Origin of the sequence: Arthrobacter zhaoxinii (assembly GCF_025244925.1) — a bacterium.
Classification (GTDB): Bacteria; Actinomycetota; Actinomycetes; order Actinomycetales; family Micrococcaceae; genus Arthrobacter_B; species Arthrobacter_B zhaoxinii.
The window spans coordinates 1,421,037-1,438,033 of the sequence record NZ_CP104275.1 but is presented as its reverse complement, the minus strand read 5'-3'; the positions used below and the strand labels follow the sequence as shown (position 1 = coordinate 1,438,033).

The following is a 16,997-nucleotide window of genomic DNA, read 5'->3' as shown; positions in this document are numbered from 1 at the left end:
AGCGGTGACTGCTGACACGGTTAGCCGATCGTCGTGATTTCCGGGCCGCGCTCGGGCGCGGCGGGCTTGGCGGCAGCCTTGTCGGGGCGAGGGAGCGGGGAAGCATCGCGCGGCAGGCGCAGCTGCAGCAGGTCGCGCGGCGGCAGGGGCTGCTCGCCGCGGACCACCACGACGTTGCGGAAGACTTCCTCGAGGGGGCCGGCGGCGTCGGGGTTCATTGCGGCCGGGCCGCCGAAGACGCCGCGGAGGAACCAGCGGGGACCGTCGACACCGACAAAGCGGGCCACGCGGTATCCCTTGGAACCGTCCTGGGCCTGCGCGGGCACCCGGGCCAGCAGCTCGGTGCCGAAGATGCCGGAGCGCTCATCCACTGTTCCGCCCTGCGAGGCCACGGACTTGCCGATCTGTTCCCGGATATCGTCCCAGAGGGTCTCGGACCGCGGGGCGGCGAAGGCCTGCAGCTGAAGGCTGGAACCTTCCAGGTCCAGCGTCACGGCCACCACGCGCTGGGTCTTCTCCTCGACTTCCAGCCTCAGCTGCAGTCCCTGGGACGCGGCAATCCGGAGGGCTCCGAGGTCAATGTAGCCTTCCTCGGAGGGACGCTCGCTGAGATCGTAGGGACCGCCGGCCGCCTGCACGGCGCCGCTGCCGGCGTCTGCCTGTTCCCCGGCCGCTGCGTTCTCCGCGGCTGCCTCGGTCCCGGCCGTTTCCTCTGCCTTGGTTTTCCTACGGCGCCCAAATGCCATAACCGACGTTCCTTCTCTCGTGTGTCTGCAAGTTCTTAGTATGGCCGCCGCAGTGTCTGCCGCCGCCCGGGACCGGAAAGCGGATCAGGCCGGAACGGCGGTGAACCCTCCGGTGGAACCGAATCCGCCGGCTCCCCGGACGGAGTCCGGCAGCTCGTCAACGGGATCAAACTCTGCCGTTTCCACCCGCTGGATCACGAGCTGGGCAATCCGGTCCCCGCGCCGAAGCGTCACCGGCTGCGACAAATCGGTATTGATCAGCGTGACCGAAATTTCGCCGCGGTAACCGGCATCCACGGTCCCGGGTGCATTGACGATGCTGATGCCGTGCTTGGTGGCCAGCCCGGAGCGGGGATGGACAAAGGCTGCATAGCCGAAGGGCAGTGCCAGGGAAACACCCGTGGGAATGAGCTGACGTTCCCCGGGTGCGAGGGTGAAGTCTATCCGGGAGCGAAGGTCGGCTCCGGCGTCGCCGGGGTGCGCGTACGACGGCGGTTCCAGCCCGTCGTCAAGCATTTTCAGCTGTACCTTCAACGTGGTCCCTGCACCTTGCACCAGTTTCTCCGGTTTCCATAGATTTCCGACAGCTGCTGCCCCGGCGGGCTGCACGGGGTGTGGAAGCTTCCCGGCGGACAGAGCCGTCCAGGGCCCGGCCGCCGTGCCAACCCCCACACTTTAGCGCGTTTTCCTGTGTGGCCGCCGGGCATCCGGCACCCGGCACGGCGCGGGATGAAATGCCCCGCCAAAGGTGAAAAGCTGGGGGTATGTCATCCCCTTCCCCACAGAGCCGTTCCTCAAAGAGCTCCGCCGGCACCGTGCTGTATTCCGAACGCCTCACTCCCTCCCTCGGGATCTGGTTGGTCGCGGCCCTCCTCGCCGCCGCCTGCATCCTTGTGTTTGTCCCGATCAGCCTTGGGGCCGGAATCACCGGTGCCGTAGTTGCCGCCGTTATTTTTGCCGTCCTGCTCGTTATGTCGACCCCCCAGATCCGGGTCACTCCGGAAACCCTGCAGGTTGGCCGGGCACAGATCGAGCGCCGCTTCATCGGCAAGGTGGAGGCCTTCCGCGGTGAAGACGCCACCATGCAGCGCGGTCCGGCACTGAACGCCACGGCCTACATGTGCATCCGGGGCTGGATTTCGCCGGTGGTCCGCATTGAAATCACGGATCCGGCGGACCGCACGCCCTACTGGCTGACCTCGACGCGGCGTCCCGAGAAGCTCGTGGAAGCTCTCACGCAGGGCCGCTGAACTACCCTTCGCAGTCCACGCAGTACGACATTCCGTTTTTCTCCAGGGCTATCTGCGAGCGGTGGCGGACCAGGAAGCACGACGCGCAGGTGAACTCGTCCGCCTGGGCCGGAAGGACCCGCACCAGGACCTCTTCGCCGGAAAGGTCCGCCCCGGGCAGTTCGAATCCGTCTGTGGCCTCGGCTTCGTCCTCGTCGACAACGGCCGACTGCGGATCGGTACGCCTGGTCTTGAGCGCCGCTAGCGGCTCGGAGACGGTGTCTTCCTCGATCTTGCGGGGGGCGTCATAATCTGTCGCCATAGTGTCTTATCTCGCCGTTCGGTTGAGTGGTGTTCGCTGCTGCCTGAGCCCGGGGGCCGGACCGGTTGTCCGGCCCGCGTCGGCGGCCCGGAGATATCAACGCCACGGATACCTGTTTTGTGCCCGTAAGGCAGAGATTTTTACCCACATGCCGCCAAAAAGCGAACCGGCACCGCCCCGCGGCACGTACCCGGGTGCCGGACCGGCGTTCCGCGGCCCGTCCCAAATGCGCCACACCCGGGCAAAGCTTAGGTTTTCGCCGCCGGGGATGGCATTGTGTCAAGAAGGAATTGCTATCGGGTGGAGGACTTTTTGATGCAGGATCTACGGCTGGTGGGTGTCCAGGAAGGTGGCGAACATCTGCTGTTAAGCGGCAAGGGCGGGGAAACCTTCCGTCTCCGGATTGATGAAGCACTCCGGGTGGCGGCATCACGTCCGCACCGGTCCGCGCCGCAGGCTGCTCCTTCGGCCGGCACCAGCATGAGCCCGCGGGATATCCAGGCACGGATCCGTTCCGGTGCCAGCGCCGAAGAGGTTGCCGAACTATCCGGCCTCGACCTTGCGCACATCCACCGCTATGAGGGTCCTGTCCTCGCCGAACGTGAGTACGTTGCACGGCAGGCACAGGGCGTGGAAGTCGCTGCACCGATGTCCGCCACCCACGACGGGTACCGCAGTGCCTTCGGCGAAAACCCGGTCAACCTCGGAGACATGGTGCTCCACCGGCTGCGTTCCTTCGGCGTCGACCCCGATTCCGTCGAGTGGGACGCCTGGCGCCGCCCCGACGGCACCTGGGAAGTTGTGGCACGTTTCGCACTCACGGAGAAGTCCCGCGTCGCCATCGGTGAAGAACCCCCGGCCCGCTGGATCTTCAGCCCGCTGCGCAAGAGCGTCACCAACACCAACCGCTGGGCGCAGGTCCTCAGTGAGCTGGAACCCCTGGACACGCCCGTGCCCACCCGCCGCCTGTCCGCCGTCGCGGACCGGGTCTTCGATTTTGAAGCCGAAGGCAGCCCGTCCCCGGACGACACCGACAACATCCTCGAAGTCCTCAAGTCGCGCCGCGGCCAGCGGCTGGGCAGCGATGAAGACGGCGACGACGCCCTCGCGGCTCTGCTCTCCAAGGGCAGCATCCCCGCAGCACACCCCCGCGACGGCAGCCCGGAAGCCGAGGACGAGGACAGCAACGGCAGAAGCCCGCGTACCGGCCGCCTGACCCTGGCGCCGTCCGTCGATTCAGCGGACTCCGACGACCCGGTTGATCCCGTAACCCTTCCCGGCAGCGTGACCCAGACGCGGGAAATCAGCGTCCTGGCACGGCCCTTCCGCCGGCGCGCAGCCCGCGCTGAGGAACCCGCGGCGATCGACACCCAAGAGGCAGCGGCGGCCCCGCCCGCGGAGAAGACTGTCCCGGAGGAATCACCGGCTCCTGCGCCCGCCGAACCGTCCGGCCGCAAGAATGCCGGACGTGATTTCCCGTGGGACCGACTGCCCAACGGCGGCAAGGGCCAGCAGCCGGAGGAATCCGACGCGGATAAGGGCAAGGACGACGCCGCGCAGGAACGGCGTATCAAGCCGAAGCGTTCCTCGGTTCCTTCCTGGGACGAGATTGTCTTCGGGACCAAGGGCGACTAGTTGGCTGGAGCCTGCGGGCTTCCTCACCGCCGCTGAGGGCGTTGCCGGCTAGGCCCCGAAGGTTTTCGGCCGGGTCTCTACGGAGCACAACGACGCCGCCTGCCCGGTCTCTGCGAGGGCGGCACCCTGCTGCGCGGTTACCCGGCGCATGTAGTGCCGCCGGCACAGCGTTTCATAACCGATGACAGGGCCGGATCCGGCCGCAGTGCCTGCCGGAGAACCCGGCTCCTTGGCCGGCAGGAGATCGCCGGCGTCGAACAGCGGCTGATCATCGAACAACGGCCGGTCCTCAAACAGCGGCTCGTCTTCAAACACGGGCCGCTCCGTGTCCGCGGCGGCGGCCGGAGCCGGAGTGCGGGACTCGACGTCGCCCACCACCACCTGGTCCCCTTCCGTCACCATGACGCCGTCAACGGTGCGTGCGTTGTGCGTGGCCCGCCGACCGCACCAGCACAGGGCCCGGACCTGGAGGACTTCCATGCGGTCCGCCAGCTCCACGAGACGCTGGGATCCGGGGAAGAGCCGGGTCCTGAAATCGGAGGTGATACCGAAGGCAAACACGTCAATGTCCATCTCGTCCACAATGCAGGCGAGCTGCTCCACCTGCTGCGCGCTGTAGAACTGCGCCTCGTCGCAGATGACGTAGTCCACGTTGCCGGACTCCCGGCAGCGCAGCACCTCCGCCCAGAAGTCGGTGTCGTCGCGCACCTCGACGGCCGGAGTCTGCAGGCCGAGGCGGCTGGAAATCATGGATTCCCCCGCCCGGTCATTGCGGCTGAACAGTATGCCGCCGCGCCCGCGGGCGCTGTGGTTGTAATCCATCTGGAGCGCGAGCGTGGACTTGCCACAGTCCATGGTGCCTGAGAAAAAGACCAGTTCCGCCATGGCTACTTTCCGCCCTGCGCCGTCGAGGACTTGGCTTTGCGTGTTTCGGGCCGGGCGAGGACCAGGAGCGGAACCTCGCATTCCGCCTTGGTGAGGGATCCGTGCTGGCCGGTGACCTCCATAGCCGACGCGGGTGCCCGGCGGCCGTCGAACAGGGCAATCGGCTCCCGTGCGGCGACCATCAGGTTCCCGATGCGCGGCAGGACAGCGGCATCCACCTCCGGACCGAAGTAGCCGGCACGCACTGCTTCGTCCCGGGTGAAGACCCAGGCCCGGGTGCCGTAGGCGGCCTGCCAGGCAGCTTTGAGGCGGGCCAGCGCGGCTTCGCCTGCCTCCGGCTCCAGGTACAGATGAACCATGCGCGGCTCCCCCGCCGTGTGCCGGACGCCGTCGATCAGTTCCGGCCGGGTACTGTAATCGAACCGCTGCGACACCGGAACATCCACCATCCCGTGATCTGCGGTCAATACCACCAGGGTGCCGGCCGGCACTCGGGCCACCAGCCGTTTCAGGGCGCTGTCGAGCTCTTCCAGCTCGTTGCCCCACTCCGGGGAAGCTGCACCGTAGCGGTGCCCTGCCTTGTCCAGCTCATTCCAGTACAGGTACATCAGCATCCGGTCCGCCCCGGCCAGGGCGTCGACGGCTGCGGAAACCCGGGCGTGGACCCCGGACGCCGGGATGAACGTTCCTCCCCGGAGCGCGGCACGGGTCAGTGCGGAGTCGGCGAAGCGCGGCAGGCTGACCGTGGTGACCGGGATGTGCTCTGCGGCCTTTTCGAGGACGGTGGGATAGGGCTGCCACCGGAGCGGGTCGACGCCGGGATCCCAGGACCCGAGCATGTTGACCACTTTGTCCTGCTGCGGATCCAGGACGTCATATCCCACCAGACCGTGCCGCCCGGGTGGAAGCCCCGTGCCGAGGGACGCCAGCGACGCCACCGTGGTGGTGGGGAAGGAAGCACTGAGGCTGCGGGCGGCCGGAAGGAACCCCTTCAGGAACGGCGCATGCCCGCCGCGTTTCCGAAGCAGGGACAGGCCCAGCCCGTCCACCATAACCACAACAACGCGGCGGGCGGCGGGAAGGTCCAGCCGGTTCTGGTAGCCCGGGACACCCAGCACAGCGGCGGCGCTGGAGAGCACGTCCGCTACGGAACGGGTTCCGTAGGCCGGTGCTGCGGGCAGGAGGTCAGGGACAGCAGGGATCGAAGCCACGGTTCTAGCGCTGCGGGTGGGCGCGGTTGAAGCGGCCCCCGATGCCGGGCATGCGCTGGCGCGCATCGCCGCCGTCGAGCGGGCGCGGAACTGCAGTGGTATCGGTGTTGACCTTGCGCAGCGCGCGGGCGAAGGCCTTGGCGTTCTGGACCGCCTGCGCGCCGTCGGCTTCGGCGCTGACCCGGAGCACAATGTCTTCCTGCGCGATGGTGCCGGTGTAGCCGTGGTCCGCATCGCACTGCGGGTCTGCGCAGCCGGCCGGACCCATGTCCAGCCGCTGGCCGCCTGACCAGGCGATGGCCAGGGTCATTTCCCGCACCGGGTCGGACGGCTTGTAGTTCTGCGGCTGGGCATACATGTAGCCCAGCACCACGGAGCGGATCTGCGTCACCGGAACGGATTCGGTGGAAACCTGCGCCATCATCTGCTCACCGGCGTCGTCCAGCTGCTGGTCGTCCACGTGGGTGATGACCAGCATGTCCTCCGTCAGCACCAGAACCGTGATGTGGCGGTGCACCTCGGTACGCTCAAAGTGCGTTTCCAGGTGGATCAAATGGGAAAGCGGTTCGCGGCCGTCGAGGGCATCGTGGACCACGTCGGCCAGAAGCGTCGGGTAGAAGCCTGCCCGTTCCATGGATGCGTCAAGGCTGCGGCGTTCAGCGGAAAGTAACGGCGACATGGTTCCAGTTTCCCCCAGATCAGCCCTTCCTGCCTAAATGGCGCGCGGGTGGTGGAAAAGATCAGTCCCGCATTGCCCGCCGGGCGCTGTCGGTGCGGCGCTGCGGGTTGCCCAGCCGGACGTCCGCACTCAGCACGGTGATGCCGTCGGCAGAGACCAGGACCGGGTTGATTTCGATCAGGGCGATCTGCGGATGCTCGTCCTTCAGGACGGCCAGCCGGGCCATCAGGTCCTCCAGCGCCGCGATGTCCGCTTCGGGCAGACCCTGGTAGCCGAACAGCTTCGCCGCGGCACGGGGCGTCCGGACCAGATCGGCAATGTCGCGGTCCGTCAGCGGGGGGACGCCGTGCGCCCAGTCGTCCAGCAGGCTGGTGGCGTCGCCGGCCAGTCCGAAGGAGATCACCGGCCCCAGCAGCGGATCCTCGATGGCCCGGATGCGGCAGCCCTGCCCGCTGGCGGCCATGGACTGGACTTCCATGTCGAATTCCCCGTAGCGGCGCAGGGCCTGGCGCATCTGCTCCACGGTGGTCCGCAGCGCCTCCGGTGTGGAGATGTTCAGCCGGACTCCGCCCAGGTCAAGGCGGTGCCGCAGGTGCCCTTCACGGGTCTTGACCGCAACCGGCCAGCCGAGCTGTTCGGCGGCGGCAACGGCTTCGTCCGGAGTGGCGAAGCCGACGGCGGGCAGCACCGAGATGCCGTAGAACTCCAGGAGCCGGGCCGTCTGACCGGGGTCCAGCCGGGTCAGGGCGTCGCCCTGAACCGAGTCCATCAGCGTGTCGATGTAGGCCGCCGCTCCCCCGGTGTCGACGCCGGCCGGTTCCACGAAACTGCCGTGGTCCCGGTTTGCCCACTCGGTGTAGCGCACCACCGACGCCAGGGCGGCGACCGCAGCTCCGGGGCTGCTGAAGCACGGCAGTCCCTCGCCGGGGACGCCCGGATCCGCCGCGAGCAGTCCTTCCACGTGCGCACTCGGGTCCAGGATCCCGGTAAACGCAGCGACCAGGGGCTTGCCGGTTGCCTGCACGCATTCGGCCAGGACGGCGGCTATCGCTTCCGTCTTCAGCCCCGGCGCCGGCAGGATGGCGACGACGCCGGCGTCCACGGCGTCGTCGGACAGCACCTCGGTGACCGTCCGGCGCAGCTGCGGCAGGGCCACGCTCATCCCGGTGTCCAGGGCCAGTTCGGTCTCGAGCCGGGTGATCTCCAGGTCCAGGCCGGTGCACGCATCCGCCAGGACCCGGCCCAGGGCCGCCGAATTGCTGAACACGGCGACGCGGCGGCCGCGCGGCAGCGGCTGGCTGACCGCGATCTGCGCCACGTCAATCAGCTGCTCGTTGGTGCTGACCCGGATGACGCCGGACTGGCGCAGCATCGCGTCCAGGGCGCCCGGAGGTGCCTGCGTGGTCCGGACGGCGTGGCCGGGCGGCAGCTGGAGGCCGGTGACATCCGACTTGGCGACGATCACGGGCTTGGTCCGTGCCAGCCGGCGGGCCAGGCGGGAGAACTTGCGCGGGTTCCCCACCGACTCCAGGTACATCGCCACAACGCGTGTATCGGCGTCGTCCTCCCAGTACTGCATGGCGTCATTGCCGGAGACGTCCGCACGGTTGCCCGCGGAGATGGTGGAGGACAGTCCCAGGTCGCGGCGCTGGGCGGTGGCGTAGAGCAGCACGCCGATGGCGGCGGACTGGCTGAACAGTCCCAGTCCCCCGCGGCGCGGCAGGGCCGGTGCCATGGAAGCGTTCAGGGACACCTCCGGCCGGGTGTTGATCAGGCCCAGGGACGCCGGGCCGACCACCCGCATGCCGTGGGCACGTGCCCGGCGGACCAGGGCGCGCTGCTGCGCCAGCCCCTCCGGTCCCTTGGGACCGAAACCGGCGGTGACCACGAGCAGGGCCTTCACTCCTGCGGCGGCGCATTCGTCCGCCACTGCCAGGACCTGGTCGTACGGGACGGCGATGACGGCCAGCTGGACCGGTTCCGGCACTTCGGCGATCCGGGCGTAGGAGATCATTCCGGCGAGTTCGAAGGCTTCCGGGTTGATGGCGTAGACGGAGCCCTTGAAGCCGCCCTCGATGATGTGCTCCAGCAGCTGGTAGCCCACCGAACCCCATTCCCGGCTGGCCCCGATGACGGCGATCGACGACGGCGCGAGCAGGTCCGCGACGCTGCGGGCCTCGGCACGGTGCTCACGGGCCTCCATGACCGCCAGTGATTTTTCCGTGGGGTCGATGTTGAAGTCCAGGGCGATCACGCCGTCGTCGAAGTGCCGGCTCACCTCGTATCCGGCGTCGGCGAAGACCCCGATCATTTTGCGGTTCTCCGGCAGGACCTCTGCCGAGAACCGGCGGATCCCGTTCTCCCGGGCGGCGGCGGCAAGGTGTTCGAGCAGGATGGATCCCAGGCCGCGGCCCTGGTGTCCGTCGGCAATGTTGAACGCGACTTCGGCCTCGGTGGGATCGTCGAGGCGGTCATAGCGGCCGATGCCGATGATCTCGTCGCCGATGGTGATGACAAACGCCACCCGGTCCCGGTAATCCACGTTGGTGAAGCGCTCGAGTTCCTTGTTGCTGAGCTTCGCCTTGTAGGTGAAGAACCGAAGGTAGATGGAGCTCTGCGACTGGCGCATGTGGAACGCCTGCAGCGCGTCCGCATCCGCGGGGGACACGGGCCGTAAATGGCCGGTCCCTCCGTCCCGCAACACGACGTCGGCTTCCCAATATTCGGGGTAATGTCCCTGCTCCACCATAGAATCAGAGTAGTGGGCAATCTTCCCCCTAGTCATCCACCCGCTCCGTACCGTGTTGATCCGCACCGCGGCGACCACGTACGGCACGGGCTCTCTGTCCCCTAACACTGCAAGGATTCGACACAGCATGGCCCGGCGCCAACCCGTCTCCAAATCAGTCCCCGGCGAAAAGATCGCCGAGAACATCATCGATATCGATGTCACCACCGAGATGGAAGGTTCCTTCCTCGAGTACGCCTACTCGGTGATTTATTCGCGTGCCCTTCCCGATGCGCGCGACGGTCTCAAGCCTGTCCAGCGGCGCATCCTGTACATGATGTCCGACATGGGCCTGCGTCCGGACCGCGGGCATGTGAAGTCCGCCCGCGTGGTGGGCGAGGTGATGGGCAAGCTGCATCCGCACGGAGACACGGCCATCTACGACGCCATGGTGCGCATGGCGCAGGACTGGGCGCTGCGGCTGCCGCTGATTGACGGCCACGGCAACTTCGGCTCGCTCGACGACGGTCCGGCCGCCGCCCGGTACACCGAGGCCCGGCTGGCCGCACCTGCCCTGACCATGACGGACCACCTGGACGAAGACGTCGTGGACTTCGTTCCGAACTACGACAACCAGCTCCAGCAGCCCGAAGTGCTGCCGGCAGCCTTCCCCAACCTGCTGGTCAACGGTGCCACGGGTATTGCCGTGGGTATGGCCACCAACATGGCACCGCACAACCTGGGTGAGGTCATCGCAGCCACCCAGCACCTGATCGCCAACCCGGATGCGTCCCTGGACGAGCTGATGCGGTTCATTCCCGGCCCGGACCTGCCCACCGGCGGACGCATTGTGGGCCTGGACGGCATCCGCGACGCGTATGCCTCCGGCCGCGGCTCCTTCAAGACGCGGGCCAAGGTGGAGGTGGAGCAGCTTACCGCCCGCCGCACCGGCCTGGTGGTCACCGAACTGCCCTACATGGTCGGTCCGGAAAAGGTCATTGAAAAAATCAAGGACGCCGTCACGTCCAAGAAGCTGCAGGGCATCTCCGACATCGTGGACCTGACCGACCGCAGCCACGGCCTGCGGCTGGTGATCGAGCTGAAGAACGGGTTCAACCCGAACGCCGTGCTGGCCCAGCTGTACAAGTTCACGCCCATGGAGGATTCCTTCGGCATCAACAATGTGACCCTCGTGGACGGCCAGCCCCGGACCCTGGGCCTGGTGGAGCTGCTGCAGGTTTACGTTGCCCACCGTCTCGGCGTGGTCCGCCGCCGCACCGCCTACCGGCTGGGCCGGAAGAAGGACCGGCTGCATCTGGTCGAGGGCCTCCTCATTGCCATTGTCGACATTGACGAAGTCATCCAGATCATCCGGTCCTCGGATGAAACCGCGCAGGCCCGGGAACGGCTGATGGCGGTGTACGACCTGACCGAAGTCCAGGCCAGCCACATCCTGGAACTGCGCCTGCGGCAGCTGACGAAGTACTCGAGGATCGAACTCGAGAAGGAGCAGGACGAGCTGCGCAGGGCCATCGAGGAACTCGAAGCGATTCTGGGATCCGAGGAGCGGCTGCGGTCCCTGGTCTCGGAGGAGCTGGGTGAAGTGGCGGCAAAGTACGCGACGCCGCGGCGTACCGTGCTGCTCGAGTCGGAGGCTGCCGCTCCCCTGAAGGGCGCCGCAGTGACGGCTGCTGCGGGTGCTCCGGGCAAGGGCGCCAAGGCGGTGCTGCCGCTGGAGATTCCGGACGATCCCTGCTGGGCCATCCTGTCCGCATCCGGCCAGGTGGCCCGGACTTCGGACCGGGAGCCGCTGGCCGAGGGCGGGCAGCGGGTGCGCCATGACGTGTTCCGTTCCGTGGTGAAGACCACCGCCCGCGGCGAGATCGGCGCGCTGACCTCCTCGGGGCGGATGATCCGGATCTCCGTCCTGGACCTGCCCGCGCTGCCCCCGACGGCCGGGCTGCCCAACCTCGCCGGCGGTGTTCCGGTGAAGGACTTCATGACCCTGGGCAAGGGCGAGAAGCTCGTGGGGCTCGTCCCCCTGAACTCCGTGGTGGCCATCGGCACCCGCAACGGTGTGGTGAAGCGGGTCAACCCGGATTACCCGCTGAACCGCGACGACTGGGAAGCCATCACGCTCAAGCCCAAGGACGAGGTGGTCGGTGCGGCAGTGGCTGCCGAGGAAACCGATGAACTGGTGTTCATCACCCGGTCCGCGCAGCTGCTGCACTTCCCTGCCTCCACCGTCCGTGCCCAGGGCCGCACCGCCGGCGGCGTGGCCGGGATCAAGCTGGCCGCTGACGACGCCGTGGTGTTCTTCGGCGTTGTGGCCGCGGAGGATCCGGACGCCGTCGTCGTCACGGTGTCCTCCACCACCGAGGCACTGCCGGGAACCCCCGGCGGGTCGGTCAAGGTTACGCCGTTTGCCGAGTATCCGGCGAAGGGACGGGCAACGGCCGGAGTCCGTGCACACCGCTTCCTGAAGGGCGAGGATTCGCTGTCGGTTGCATGGGCCGGCCACGGTCCCGCGAAGGCCTCCGCCGCCAACGGCGTGGCCCGGGCGCTGCCTACGGAGCACGGGCGCCGGGACGGATCCGGCGTGCCGCTGACCAATGCGGTGGACGCCGTCGGCCCCAGCCAGGGCTGAGCCGTCAGGCAGTAAGCCGTCAGGCAGTTACAACGGCAACGGGCCGGTCCGGGGAGCTGAATGCTCCGCGGACCGGCCCGTTTTTTCTTGTCTGCCTGCCGGGTTTCCTACTTGCCGAAGCTGCGCAGCCGCAGCGAATTGCCGACCACCAGCACCGAACTGGCCGCCATGGCGGCTCCGGCGATCATCGGGTTCAGCAGTCCGAAGGCAGCCACCGGGATGCCCACGGCGTTGTAGAAGAACGCCCAGAACAGGTTGGTCTTGATGGTCCGCAGCGTCCGCCGGGAGAGCTCGACGGCGGTGGCCACCTGCTCCAGGCTGCTGCCCATCACGGTCAGGTCCGCTGCTTCCATGGCGACGTCGGTGCCCGATCCCATGGCAATACCGAGATCGGCCTGGGCGAGTGCCGCGGCGTCGTTCACTCCGTCCCCTGCCATGGCCACCGTGCGTCCCTGCGCCTGGAGGCGGCGGACGGCGTCGACCTTGCCCTCGGGACGGACGTCGGCCAGCACGTCCTCGCCGGGGATTCCCACCTGTTCGGCAACCTGGGCTGCCACCACCGCGTTGTCACCGGTCAGCAGCACCGGATGCAGGCCCAGGCTGCGGAACCGTGCAACGGCAGCGGCAGATCCCTCCTTGACGGTGTCCTGAAGGCTGATAATTCCCGCGGCCTGGTTCTCGACGGCCACCAGGACGGCGGTGGCACCGGCGTCCTGCTCCTCGCGCAGTGCTGCGTAGGCGGCGTCGGGGAGGTCGATGCCGTTCTCGTCCAGCCAGGCCGGACGGCCGGCCACAATGCGCTGCCCGTCCACGGTGCCCCGGACTCCCCCGCCGGGGGCCGAATCGAATTCGGTGACCGGCGCGGTGCCGGGGCCGGAGCGGGCGGACGCGGCGACGGCCCGGGCAATGGGATGTTCGCCGGCGTCCTCGACGGAGCCTGCCAGGCGCAGCAGGCCGTCTGCGGTGAGGCCGGAGGGAGCGCTGTCCAGCATGCGGATCCGGGCCACGGACAGCCGGCCGGAGGTGATGGTGCCGGTCTTGTCCAGCACGATGGTGTCCACCGTGCGGGTGTCCTCGAGGACCTGGGCGCCCTTGATGAGGATGCCCAGCTGCGCGCCGCGGCCGGTCCCGGTCAGCAGGCCCACCGGGGTGGCGAGGCCGAGGGCGCAGGGGCAGGCGATCACGAGCACCGCGACGGCGGCGGTAAAGGCGGCCTGCAGGTCGCCGGTGAGGACCAGCCACAGGACGAAGGTCAGGACGGCGATCCCAAGCACCACGGGGACGAAGACGGCGCTGATGCGGTCCGCGAGCCGGGCGATGGGTGCCTTGGAGGACTGGGCCTCGCTGACGAGCCGTCCCATCTGCGCCAGCGTCGTTTCACTGCCCACGCGGGTGGCCCGGACCAGCAGGCGGCCGGAGCTGTTGATGGTGGCGCCGGTGACGGTGCTGTCCACGTCCACTTCCACCGGCAGGGACTCTCCGGTGATCAGCGAGGCGTCCACTGCGGAGCGTCCCTCTGTGACGACGCCGTCCGCGGGAATCTTTTCCCCCGGACGGACAACAAATACGTCGCCGACTTCCAGCCGGTCCGCCGGGATCCGGACTTCCTGCCCGTCCCGCAGCACGGTGGCGTCCTTTGCACCCAGGTTCAGCAGGGCTTTCAGTGCATCGGCTGCCTTGGTTTTGGCGTTGGCCTCCAGGTAGCGGCCCAGCAGCAGGAACGTGACCACGACGGCGGCCACCTCGAAGTACAGGTGCGGCTCGGACCCCATGCGCGGATCGGCAGTGAGACCGGGACTGACCACCAGCTGGCCCAGCGAGAACAGGTAGGCCGCTGCGACGCCGATGGAGACCAGGGTGTCCATGGTGGAGGCAAGGTGCCGGGCATTGATTGCCGCGGCCCGGTGGAAGGGCCACGCGGACCAGGTCACGACGGGCAGGGCCAGCAGCGCCACCACCCATCCCCAGTTTGGGAAGGCCAGGGCAGGGACCATGGAAATGAGCAGGACCGGAACGCTGAGGACCGCTGCGAGGATCAGCCGCGGCCGCAGCTGGGCGGCGGTTCCGCCGTGCGACATGTGGTCTTCGTGCGACATGTCGTCGCCACCGGACATGTGCCCCGCGCCGTGCTCCGGTGTTTCATCCCGGGTGTCCGCTCCGGGTGCCGAGGCGGCGTGCCCCCCGTGGGCGGAAGGCCGGGCAGCGTGCCGGGTTTTCAGCCGGGCGCTGTAACCGGCAGCATTCACGGCGTCGACAATCTGCTGGTCCGTTACAGATGCCGGCACCGTGACCCGGGCGCTTTCCAGCGGCAGGTTGACGGACGCCTCTACTCCCTCGATCTTTCCAAGCTTCCGCTCCACCCGGGCCACGCAGGAAGCACACGTCATCCCCTGGATGTCGAGCTCAACTGCCCTGGATACTTCTTGTTCACGAGTGTCCATGATGATTCCCTTCTGCTGGATCCCCGGGGGTGCGCGGCTGAGTGTGCCGGCTAGGCTTCGGCGTTCACCACCGAGTAACCGGCTTCGGCCACTGCCTCGCCCACTTCTGCGGGGGTCAGGGTTCGGTTCGCGGTGACGGTTGCGGTGGAGATGCCGCCGGCGTTCAGGTCGACCGAAACCTTGTCGACGCCGTCGAGTGCTTCGAGTTCCTCAGTCACCGAGGCGACACAGTGTCCGCAGGTCATTCCGGAAATGTTCAGTGTGGTGGTTTCCATGGTGCTCTTCTTCCTGTTGATGAATGGGGTCTGCGTGTCCTAGCGCAGCAGCCTGCCGATCGCGTCCGCGGCTTCCTGGATCTTCGCCGAGACAATCTCCGGGTTGCCGGTGCGCTCGGCTTCCTGTGCAGCTCCGACGACGCAGTGCGACATGTGGTCCTGAACCAGTCCAAGGCTCACTGCATGCAGTGCCTTGTTGATGGCTGCGACCTGGGTGAGGATGTCGATGCAGTATTGATCTTCCTCGACCATGCGGGCAATGCCCCGCACCTGTCCTTCAATCCTGCGCAGCCGCCGCAGATAGGCTTCTTTGTCCGAGGTGTATCCGTGCGGGCCTTCGTGGTTCTCCAGGGTTCCGGAGATCCCGTCAGTGGTTGCTTCCATGGGGTGCTCCAATCTCGACACCTCCGAAGTTATACCCCCTTGGGGTATGCGTCAAGTACCCCCTGGGGGTATCTTTCCGGGAGCGGGCGGGGCGGTTCCAGTAAGGTGGAACCCGTGGTGCACAGCGAACTCTCGACAGCAAGCCAGGATTACCTGAAGGTCATTTGGACCGCGCAGGAATGGACGGATGAGCCGTTGACGGTGTCCGCACTGTCCATGCACATGGGCTTCTCGCCGTCGTCGGTGTCCGAGGCGGTCAAGAAGCTCACCGGCCAGGGCCTGCTGACGCATGCGCGGTACGGATCGATTGCACTGACGGAAGCGGGCGAGCTGGCCGCCGTGGGCATGGTCCGCCGCCACCGCCTGATTGAAACGTTCCTGGTGGAGTACCTGGGCTACCGGTGGGACGAGGTGCATGACGAAGCGGAGCACCTCGAGCATGCCGTGTCGGACAAGATGGTGGATGCCCTGGCTGCCCGCCTGGGCCACCCGGTACGCGACCCGCACGGGGATCCGATCCCGGCCCGCGACGGGAGCTACCCCGCGCTGGATGCAAAGCGGCTGAGCCGCTGCGAACCGGGCACCCGCGGGCAGGTGGCCCGCGTTTCCGACAACGAGCCGGACCTGCTCCGCTACATCGCCGGGCTGGGCCTGCACCTGGACACCATGGTGTCGGTGGTGCAGCGCCAGCCCTATGCGGGCACCATCACCATCGAGGCCGGCGGCCGCACGCTGGACCTCGGCCTGCCCGCGGCGGAGGCCATCTGGATCCTCACGGCCGCGGACACTGCCGCTCCCCCGGCCTTGTAGCCGCCGGTCCTACAGCACGGTTTTGTCGAAGACCACTTCCCGGTGCGTGGGCCGATAGCCCAGGCTTTCGTACAGGCCCAGGGCACCCGACGGGTTCTCCGTGTCGACGCCGAGGCCGGCATTATCCATGCCGCCGTTCCGGAAGCGGCGCATTGCCTCCCGCAGCATGGCCGGCGCCAGTTTCCTTCCGCGCCACTCCCACCGCACCCCGAGGAGCATGGTGTAGCCCTCTTTGTACCCGTGGATGTCCTTGCTTTCCGGATCAAAGCTGGCCAGCTGGTAGGCGGCCACTTCCCCGGAACCGGTGTCCACGACGGCGAAGCTCCACTTCGGCCGGAACTGCGGATGGTCGACGGTGAATCCCCAGCGTTCCTTGTTGCGCGGCTCGCTCCCCCAGTGGTCCCGAAATGCCTCGTTGTGCGCCCGGCGCACGGCGTCGGAGATTTCCTCGTTGAAGGTCCGGAACTCCATCCCCTCCGGCAGCTGGGCGTCGGGAAGCTCCCCTGCCAGCGGCCGGCTCATTTCGGTGAAGTACCGGACCACGACGGCACCCTCGGATTGCAGCAGTGCCACCTGGGAGGCATTGGATTCCTCGGCGTAGGTGCGCAGCACCCCGTGCTTCCGGTGTTCGGTGAGCAGGCGCTGGCGCAGCCGGGTTTCCTGCCAGCGGTATACCTGTGCGCCGATGCCGCGCCGGCGCCACTGCGGGTCCACGCCGCCGAACCCTGAACCGGTCTCGGAGCCGGGGTTCAGCGCAATCCGGCCGTAGGCCCGCGCGGCCCCGGTCTTGTCCAGCCCGATCAGGGTGTCCAGGGCGGGGTTGCCGGACGTGGTCTCCAGTGCCTGCTCGAGGTCCCTGCGGTCCTCCACCCATCCGGGCCTGTCCGCCTCCGCCATCCGGCGGATCAGCGCGTACCAGGCGTCCACGTCGTCAGCGCCGATGGACCGCCAGCGGAGGCCGGTTTCCGGCCCGGGGAAAAGGGGTGGGGATGGCGTCTGCATCCA

General features: G+C 67.8%; 15 protein-coding genes. 4 read left to right on the top strand and 11 right to left on the bottom strand.

Annotated features, from left to right (window positions below):
• Positions 1–20: 20 nt before the first annotated feature.
• Positions 21–746, bottom strand: coding sequence for a DUF3710 domain-containing protein (locus tag N2K95_RS06640; RefSeq protein ID WP_260653420.1), 726 nt, complete (start codon positions 744–746; stop codon positions 21–23).
• Between the two features lie 84 nt (positions 747–830).
• Positions 831–1,262 carry a dUTP diphosphatase gene (dut, locus tag N2K95_RS06635; protein ID WP_260653419.1) on the bottom strand — a complete coding sequence of 144 codons (432 nt, stop codon included), beginning with the start codon at positions 1,260–1,262 and terminating at the stop codon, positions 831–833.
• A gap of 248 nt (positions 1,263–1,510) precedes the next feature.
• On the opposite strand from dut, the gene N2K95_RS06630 reads away from it, so the two are divergent.
• Positions 1,511–1,996, top strand: coding sequence for a DUF3093 domain-containing protein (locus N2K95_RS06630; RefSeq protein ID WP_260653418.1), 486 nt, complete (start codon positions 1,511–1,513; stop codon positions 1,994–1,996).
• A gap of 1 nt (position 1,997) precedes the next feature.
• Here the strand turns inward: N2K95_RS06630 and N2K95_RS06625 are convergent, their stop codons facing one another.
• Positions 1,998–2,297, bottom strand: coding sequence for a DUF4193 domain-containing protein (locus N2K95_RS06625; protein WP_260653417.1), 300 nt, complete (start codon positions 2,295–2,297; stop codon positions 1,998–2,000).
• A 315-nt stretch (positions 2,298–2,612) separates the two neighbouring features.
• Between N2K95_RS06625 and sepH the strand changes: the two genes are divergently transcribed.
• Positions 2,613–3,932, top strand: coding sequence for a septation protein SepH (gene sepH / locus N2K95_RS06620; protein WP_260653416.1), 1,320 nt, complete (start codon positions 2,613–2,615; stop codon positions 3,930–3,932).
• A gap of 48 nt (positions 3,933–3,980) precedes the next feature.
• Here sepH and N2K95_RS06615 read toward each other — a convergent pair whose 3' ends face one another.
• The 4 genes from N2K95_RS06615 to N2K95_RS06600 all read right to left on the bottom strand — a co-directional run bounded on the left by N2K95_RS06615 (position 3,981) and on the right by N2K95_RS06600 (position 9,456).
• On the bottom strand, positions 3,981–4,817 hold the full coding sequence (locus N2K95_RS06615; protein ID WP_260653415.1) for a thymidine kinase: 837 nt from the start codon (positions 4,815–4,817) through the stop codon (positions 3,981–3,983).
• 2 nt (positions 4,818–4,819) lie between these two features.
• Complete coding sequence (locus tag N2K95_RS06610) at positions 4,820–6,094, bottom strand: alkaline phosphatase family protein (protein ID WP_260653414.1); 1,275 nt, start codon at positions 6,092–6,094, stop codon at positions 4,820–4,822.
• Entirely contained in the window at positions 6,033–6,707 is a 675-nt protein-coding gene (locus tag N2K95_RS06605; protein WP_255792652.1) for a DUF5998 family protein, read from the bottom strand. Before N2K95_RS06605 ends, N2K95_RS06610 begins: the two co-directional genes overlap by 62 nt.
• Positions 6,708–6,768: 61 nt before the next feature.
• Positions 6,769–9,456 (bottom strand): bifunctional acetate--CoA ligase family protein/GNAT family N-acetyltransferase, encoded by a 2,688-nt coding sequence (locus N2K95_RS06600; RefSeq protein WP_260653413.1) that lies wholly within the window; start codon positions 9,454–9,456, stop codon positions 6,769–6,771.
• Between the two features lie 127 nt (positions 9,457–9,583).
• Here N2K95_RS06600 and N2K95_RS06595 point away from each other — a divergent pair, with 127 nt between their 5' ends.
• On the top strand, positions 9,584–12,082 hold the full coding sequence (locus N2K95_RS06595; RefSeq protein WP_260653412.1) for a DNA gyrase/topoisomerase IV subunit A: 2,499 nt from the start codon (positions 9,584–9,586) through the stop codon (positions 12,080–12,082).
• A gap of 107 nt (positions 12,083–12,189) precedes the next feature.
• On the opposite strand, the gene N2K95_RS06590 is transcribed toward N2K95_RS06595, so the two are convergent.
• Genes N2K95_RS06590 through N2K95_RS06580 form a run of 3 tightly spaced genes read right to left on the bottom strand, consistent with a single transcriptional unit; the run spans position 12,190 to position 15,182 of the window.
• On the bottom strand, positions 12,190–14,523 hold the full coding sequence (locus N2K95_RS06590) for a heavy metal translocating P-type ATPase (protein WP_260653411.1): 2,334 nt from the start codon (positions 14,521–14,523) through the stop codon (positions 12,190–12,192).
• Between the two features lie 50 nt (positions 14,524–14,573).
• Positions 14,574–14,798: a heavy-metal-associated domain-containing protein gene (locus tag N2K95_RS06585; protein WP_260653410.1), complete on the bottom strand. Its 225-nt coding sequence runs from the start codon at positions 14,796–14,798 to the stop codon at positions 14,574–14,576.
• A gap of 39 nt (positions 14,799–14,837) precedes the next feature.
• Positions 14,838–15,182 (bottom strand): metal-sensitive transcriptional regulator, encoded by a 345-nt coding sequence (locus N2K95_RS06580; RefSeq protein WP_260653409.1) that lies wholly within the window; start codon positions 15,180–15,182, stop codon positions 14,838–14,840.
• Between the two features lie 114 nt (positions 15,183–15,296).
• Here N2K95_RS06580 and N2K95_RS06575 point away from each other — a divergent pair, with 114 nt between their 5' ends.
• Positions 15,297–15,992, top strand: a complete 696-nt coding sequence (locus N2K95_RS06575) for a metal-dependent transcriptional regulator (RefSeq protein WP_260653408.1) — start codon at positions 15,297–15,299, stop codon at positions 15,990–15,992.
• A 9-nt stretch (positions 15,993–16,001) separates the two neighbouring features.
• Here N2K95_RS06575 and N2K95_RS06570 read toward each other — a convergent pair whose 3' ends face one another.
• Positions 16,002–16,994 (bottom strand): GNAT family N-acetyltransferase, encoded by a 993-nt coding sequence (locus tag N2K95_RS06570; protein WP_260653407.1) that lies wholly within the window; start codon positions 16,992–16,994, stop codon positions 16,002–16,004.
• Positions 16,995–16,997 lie beyond the last annotated feature (3 nt).